The sequence below is a fragment of the Psychromonas sp. SR45-3 genome (genome assembly GCF_014163575.1).
GTDB classification, from domain to species: Bacteria; Pseudomonadota; Gammaproteobacteria; order Enterobacterales; family Psychromonadaceae; genus Psychromonas; species Psychromonas arctica.
The window spans coordinates 35,647-42,225 of the sequence record NZ_JACJDP010000037.1 but is presented as its reverse complement, the minus strand read 5'-3'; the positions used below and the strand labels follow the sequence as shown (position 1 = coordinate 42,225).

General features: G+C 34.0%; 6 protein-coding genes. 5 read left to right on the top strand and 1 reads right to left on the bottom strand.

Annotation, left to right across the window (positions count from 1 at the left end):
- The first annotated feature begins 501 nt into the window (after positions 1-501).
- The 3 genes from H5084_RS15820 to H5084_RS15810 all read left to right on the top strand — a co-directional run bounded on the left by H5084_RS15820 (position 502) and on the right by H5084_RS15810 (position 3,109).
- Positions 502-1,347 carry an ADP-ribosylglycohydrolase family protein gene (locus H5084_RS15820; protein WP_182691425.1) on the top strand — a complete coding sequence of 282 codons (846 nt, stop codon included), beginning with the start codon at positions 502-504 and terminating at the stop codon, positions 1,345-1,347.
- A 402-nt stretch (positions 1,348-1,749) separates the two neighbouring features.
- A complete protein-coding gene (locus H5084_RS15815; RefSeq protein ID WP_182691423.1) occupies positions 1,750-2,703 on the top strand; it encodes a DUF808 domain-containing protein in 954 nt (317 codons plus the stop codon).
- 10 nt (positions 2,704-2,713) lie between these two features.
- Complete coding sequence (locus H5084_RS15810; protein WP_182691421.1) at positions 2,714-3,109, top strand: hypothetical protein; 396 nt, start codon at positions 2,714-2,716, stop codon at positions 3,107-3,109.
- A 169-nt stretch (positions 3,110-3,278) separates the two neighbouring features.
- Here H5084_RS15810 and H5084_RS15805 read toward each other — a convergent pair whose 3' ends face one another.
- On the bottom strand, positions 3,279-4,361 hold the full coding sequence (locus H5084_RS15805) for an alpha/beta hydrolase (protein ID WP_182691419.1): 1,083 nt from the start codon (positions 4,359-4,361) through the stop codon (positions 3,279-3,281).
- Positions 4,362-4,845: 484 nt separating this feature from the next.
- On the opposite strand from H5084_RS15805, the gene H5084_RS15800 reads away from it, so the two are divergent.
- Together H5084_RS15800 and H5084_RS15795 are read left to right on the top strand one after the other, a co-directional pair.
- Entirely contained in the window at positions 4,846-5,436 is a 591-nt protein-coding gene (locus H5084_RS15800; RefSeq protein WP_182691417.1) for a TetR/AcrR family transcriptional regulator, read from the top strand.
- 409 nt (positions 5,437-5,845) lie between these two features.
- Positions 5,846-6,394, top strand: a complete 549-nt coding sequence (locus tag H5084_RS15795) for a carboxymuconolactone decarboxylase family protein (RefSeq protein WP_182691415.1) — start codon at positions 5,846-5,848, stop codon at positions 6,392-6,394.
- The last annotated feature ends 185 nt before the right edge of the window (positions 6,395-6,579 follow it).

Sequence of the window (6,579 nt, the reverse complement as noted above, 5' to 3'; positions counted from 1 at the left end):
TTACCTATTACCTATTACCTATTACCTATTAACAATTAATTATTAAGTTATATGTCATCAGCTTCGATAATAAAAGATTAAGGTAGGCGATACTGGAATAAACCGGTCAATGATGTCGAAGTGTCTATTAATGAAGGTATTACTGATAGGAGTAAAGACAAAACGCGATCACAGCAAATTGATTATCAAAGTAATATAAGCAAACTTTATATAAATAAAAATATAATTTATTTGAAACTTGATGCAGCTAACAAGATGCAACTAACTCTTATGCTGTTGTTATTATTCATGTTATAAGTAACCATGTATAATATTGATGCCCTCTAATTATGTCTACAATGTTTCAATGTTGTTTTGTTTGAATATCGCTTTGTTTGAAAATCAATGTATTTGAAATTAATTAAACGTAAATCGATATTTTTGAAGTTAACTATATAGTGTTTCGACAATACCAGTTGATAAATACAAGGAATGTGTGATGAAAGGCCAAGGAAGGAAAATATGTTATTAGTTATTGCAATGGCCGATGCTTATGGAGCCGGATTTGAATTTACTGAAACCGATTATATTGAAGAAAAGCATTGTCTTACAGAATATCATCGTCCTTGGCTAGATAACCGCCCTGCGGGTTCTTATACCGATGATACTCAGATGACGATAGCAATTTGTGAGTTAATGCTCAACGAGCAAAACGTATGGAACGAGTTATTAGTTGCTGAGTATTTTTTAAAGGTCTTTAAACGTGACCCAAGACAAACTTACTCAGATAACTTCTACCACTTTTTATTAAAAACAAAGTCCGCGGCTGAATTCATTGACACTATCTATGCAGATAGTGTGCGCAACGGTTCAGCCATGCGCTCGGTTCCATTAGGCTTAATAAAAGACAAAACCGAGATGTTAGAAAAAGCGCGAATACAAGCTGCTGTTACGCATAACACTCATGAAGGAATTATAGCCTCTCAAGCCGTCGCATTAGCTGTTTATTATTTTGTTAACAAACTAGGTAATAAACATGGTCTGTTTGAGTATGTCTGTTTACAGACCAATGAGTTTTTTATTGAAGATAAAGTCGATCGAACTGAATGTAATGCTATTGATACTATCGACGCAGTATTAACTGTATTATCTCAATCTAATTCCCTTTCAGAAGTTTTAGATAAAGCGATAAGACTCGGGGGAGATACCGACAGCGTTGCTTCTATTGCCTGTGGTATTGCATTTTTCAGTGATGAATATGATAAAGATTTGCCTGAGTTTCTATCACGAGACCTTGAAGACGGCCCGTTTGGTAAAAACTATTTAATACAATTAAACCAACAACTTTTGTCATGTTATTTGCCTTAGCTGCTATCCAAAAACTAAATAACCCCGAAAAACTAAACCAACAAAGATAAAACTGATGTTACTGATGTTAAATTTAAGCAATTAAAGTAACTGAAAATGACAGTCAATTCAGGCTAATGATAAAACTTGTATTTATTCGTAATATTTTATACTCATAAGACTTTTGTATAAGAAAGCAAGTTACAGGGGTTAATGTAAACCAAAATTTAATTTCGATGTCTACTTGATGGCTGGTCTTTATTTATGTCTTTTTTACTCAATAAACTTTTTAAAGATCATAAAGATAACACTGAGCCATTGGACATTACTGTTATATAGTGACGGGTCGGCTTGACTAATTATCTCACCGCCCTTACTCAGATAAATTCTTATATTTAATACTTCATATAAAAAAGGATAACGATGGCAGGATTAAGTTTATTAGCGTTACTAGACGATATTGTTGCAGTATTAGACGATGTTGCATTAATGAGCAAAGTTGCGGCTAAAAAAACAGCAGGTGTTTTAGGCGATGATCTTGCTTTAAACGCGCAACAAGTTTCAGGTGTAAAAGCCGATAGAGAGCTCCCCGTGGTTTGGGCGGTTGCTAAAGGTTCTTTAATAAATAAAGCCATTATCGTACCTGTTGCATTGCTACTCAGTGCTTTTTTCCCTTCAGCGATCACTATTTTACTGGTGATGGGGGGATTATATTTATGCTTTGAAGGTTTTGAAAAAATAGCACATTCTTTGTTTGCTCCCAATCAAAAAAAAGAAATAAATCAGCAAGTTAAACAACAACGTATCAAAGCAAATGCGGATAAAAATATTGACCTCGTTGCTCTAGAAAAAGATAAAATTAAAGGGGCAATACGCACAGACTTTATTTTATCAGCTGAAATCGTAGTAATTGCATTAGGTACTATTGCCGGTGCAGACATATTAACTCGCGTATTGGTGCTGATTGCTTTAGCCATTGGTTTAACTGTTTTTGTTTATGGTTTAGTAGCTGCGATCGTCAAACTCGATGACTTAGGCCTATATTTGCTTAAAAATGCAAATACTGAAAATGAAAACACGTTAAAAACGATACTAGGTAATTTTCTATTAGCTTTTGCTCCGTTATTAATGAAATTTCTAGTCATTGTAGGCACCATCGCGATGTTTTTAGTAGGCGGTGGCATTCTCGTTCATAACATCTCTTTCATCGCAGATCTTGTTCAGCATATTGAGCATTACTTTTTTTCTCTCAGTTATCTCTTTGAATATATTGCCCCAACCATATTAACAGGGCTAGTCGGTATTGTTGCGGGTGGTGTATGTTTATTATTACTAACGTTAGCTTCAAAATTACTATTATTATTAACTAAAAAATAATGAGTCAATAATGAGAACCTTACGTTATTTTCACAAAGCGCCATTACGCGTTTTGCGTATCGAAAAACTATCGCTTAGATTAAAAACTAGGCGTGCAATGATTAAGCTAAAGATTGCTTTAGCCCAGGAAAAACAAGAAACGATCTTGATGTTAACCACCTATAAAAATTATACACAAGGCCTAGCGAGCAAAGCTGAGATGAAAATGGCCAATGAGCAAATGGTTAATGTATTAAAAGGATTAGGTTTAGGGGTGTTTGCTATTTTACCGTTTGCCCCTATCACCATCCCAATTATTATAAAGTTAGGTCGATTAGTCGGTGTTGAAGTAATGCCAAGTGCTTTTATTGATAAGAAACAAATTGTTAAAAAACAAATGGTTAAGAAGGAAATTGATAAAAAATAATAAATGAGCAGCGATCTAGAGACACTTATTTTTAAAGTTCATATCTTAAAATTAAAAAGGCCAATTAGTGGCCTTTTTATATTTACAGAAACGATGCCTCAACAGAGAAAACTATTCAGAGAAATATTCAGAGAAATATTCAGAAAGTTATACCTCATCAGATAGTTAATTATAACTTGTAGGTATTCATATCAACTTGGTAATCTAATAAGGGTTCAACGACTTTTCCGTTAAACATACCTTCAAAAATAGCTTTAAGTGCATTGTCTTCATTGACCGACTCTCCCTTAAAATAAGTATGATCGGTACCAATACCATTTACATCGGTAACATCGATGTACGCCGCATTGGGGCTATTTAGTTTTTTGAGATACGAACCTAATCGCGCTTTTTGTTCTTTACCCGGTTTGATGCGTGATGCTCTCAGTGCTGAATCATTTTCATTGATCACAACATAAACTCTTTTCCTTACATCAAGCTTTTCTACCCAATTAGCATGGTCTTTATTATTAGTATCAGCAGCAACCAAGCAAATATTGTCAAACACCAATCCTGATGTTTGGTTTTCACTGGTTGAAAGCGTGTGTTTCAAAACGTAGTTTCCCATACTGTGACAGAGTAAATTGATTGTAACAGAGCAGTCAGATGCCATTAATTTGGTAAAAAGAGAAGCTTCTGCGTTTGGGTTATTAGGATGTTTTCTAAACGCCTCTTTTTGTCGCCTAAGTTGTAAAGAATGCGTCAGTAATAAATGCAGTTGTTGAATAATGCCAATGGTGCGATTAAGTGCACCAGCTGAAACTCGTGCATCAGATTTGTCACTAAGGTATGCGCCGGTACCGGAAATAACACCTCCTCCATTCGCAGGCCAAGTAAATGGCACAACAATTACATTATATAAAGATTCAATCTCATAAGCGGCTTTTAAAACATCCTCGACATCATTGTTATAACCATGTACAAAAAATAAAATAGACTTTTGCTTTGTGCTAGCACGTTCAAAGAGTTCGCAGGCGACCTCAAGGCTGGCATACCATTCCTTGTCAGTATCAATATCAAGATGATATTTTGATTTTAGTTGTTTGACTTTGCTGGCCGTCAGTTGGTCATCAAGCGGCTCTACTTTCCATCCATTTTCTAATTTATCGACCCTAACTAAACGCAATTCATTAGGTCCTTTTACATTAGGAGATTTACCAAAACATCTCAAATTGCTTGCTTTAGATAGTTTACGATTAGTAATTAAGTACATAACACTCTCCTTATGATTGTCTCTAATTAAACTAATATCTTGCAAACAAAAAGAGCTGGCTCATATCTTCATTAAATAACTATTTTTGACTATCATCTGCATTATGTAGTCACTGTACACATGATATGATTTTTCAACCTCTTTATAACAACTCCGACGTTCTAAATATGTCATTGACGAATCACTGTCTGCATTGAAAACCTACACCTATCAATCATCAAGTGCAGGTTACCAAGTCACATATAAATAATTTATTAGTGATTTTATTTATACATTTAATGCTTTCTCTTCAAAACAATACTTAAATAGGTAGAAAATACGATTAGCTAAAGATCGCTAAAGTGCGGTCATTTATTAATAGTTAGGGTCATTTGAATAAATTGAATTGAGTGAGTAAAAAGTAAATCATGATTAAAGACCATGGAAAGATTAATTTGTTAATGTATAATGAACGAGTGTTCTATTATTAATTTAAGAAATCAATATGAGTAAAAATGCTAAGTTTGATCGTACAGAGGTTATTGAAAAAGCGACTAATTTGTACTGGGAAAAAGGTTACCATGGTACATCTATGCGTAACTTACAAACGGCTATTGATCTACGTCCAGGTAGCATATACGCGACTTTTGGTAGCAAAGACAATTTATTCAAAGAAGCAATACATCACTACGCTGCAAAAACAGGTAACTTATTACAAGATTGTTTAGATCAATCTGCAACACCATTAACAGGTCTAAAATTATTCATTAAGAAACTTATTATAGATAATCTAGATGGCAAACCTAGTTGTATGTGCATGATTGTGAAGTCGCTGTCTGAATTAACTGAAAATGATAATAAAGAGCTTTTAGATGAAGTAAAAGAAATACTCTCTAATATAGAAAATAGACTGGCGGGTATTATTACAGATGCTATTGATGCCGATGAGTTAGACAAAAGCAAAGATGCAATGGAGCTTGCAAGTTATCTGCAAGTTCAAATCATAGGTTTAAGAACTTATGCTCAGCTAAACAATAATAAAGAAATAGTTAACAAGTTTATTGATGAAATATTTGTGGGCGCACCTTTCCATTAATATGCACATAAACTTTTAAACGACATTTAAGCCCGTTTGGTGATGAAACGGGCTTTTTATATTAAGTTATTTATCTTTTTAACTTCTCCAAATAAATTGAACTACATTGAACTACCTTGAATCACTTTAAACTGCCTTGAACAAACTCAAATAGCTAATCCCCTTTTAACCTAAACTAATAGCCTAAAGCCAATCTATTTCTCTTGTGTTCATCAGCATTTTTATAATTATTGAAATAATGATACGAATTAAAATGCTAATTAAACGATAAACAAACACATTTTGAACGTTTGTTCAGAAATCACTTGAACAGTCGTTCATTGTTGTTTATAGTATCTTCACTTAAGAGAATTAACTTCTCATTAGAAACTAATTTCAATAATGATTGATCACTAGAGAGAGTAAAAGAATGAGCGAATTTAAAATCCATACAGTAGAAACAGCTCCAGCAGACAGCAAAGCAATTCTTGAAGGTGCGGTTAAACAAATGGGCGTTGTGCCTAACCTTTTTGGTACGATGGCTGAATCTCCAAATCTTTTAAAAGCCTACACACAATTACATGAATTATTTGCAAGTACTTCATTTAATGCAGAAGAGTTAACGGTTGTATGGCAAACAATAAATGTTGAACATGAATGTCATTACTGTGTCCCTGCACACACTGCAATCGCACATTCAATGAAAGTAGATACTGCCATTACAGAAGCTTTACGTAATGACACTGCTTTACCAACTGCAAAACTGCAAGCGTTAAAAGACTTCACATTAAGCATGGTACGTGACCGCGGTAATGTGCCAGCAGCAGCAATGGAAGCATTCTTCGCAGCAGGTTACGGTCAACAACAAGTATTAGAAGTTATTCTTGGTTTATCTCAAAAAGTGATCAGTAACTATGTCAACCATGTTGCTCAAACACCTGTAGATACAATGTTTGAATCATTTGCTTGGAAGAAGTAATTACAAACGTGATAACGGTTTGAAACTTAGCAAACTATTGCTTTAGTTTTAGGGTACTTGTTGATATCAACAAGTACCCTTTTTTTATAGCTGAATATAATTAGGACTTTTATTAGCTCCTGTAAATAATATCGATTCATACATTGCATCGATACCCATACAATTTTTATACTGATAAGTAAGTC

Excerpts from the sequence above, each read along its gene's own strand:
- H5084_RS15815 (WP_182691423.1), top strand. The coding sequence starts at position 1,750 with ATGGCAGGATTAAGTTTATTAGCGTTACTAGACGATATTGTTGCAGTA.
- H5084_RS15795 (WP_182691415.1), top strand. The coding sequence starts at position 5,846 with ATGAGCGAATTTAAAATCCATACAGTAGAAACAGCTCCAGCAGACAGC.
- H5084_RS15820 (WP_182691425.1), top strand. The coding sequence starts at position 502 with ATGTTATTAGTTATTGCAATGGCCGATGCTTATGGAGCCGGATTTGAA.
- H5084_RS15810 (WP_182691421.1), top strand. The coding sequence starts at position 2,714 with ATGAGAACCTTACGTTATTTTCACAAAGCGCCATTACGCGTTTTGCGT.
- H5084_RS15805 (WP_182691419.1), bottom strand. The coding sequence starts at position 4,361 with ATGTACTTAATTACTAATCGTAAACTATCTAAAGCAAGCAATTTGAGA.
- H5084_RS15800 (WP_182691417.1), top strand. The coding sequence starts at position 4,846 with ATGAGTAAAAATGCTAAGTTTGATCGTACAGAGGTTATTGAAAAAGCG.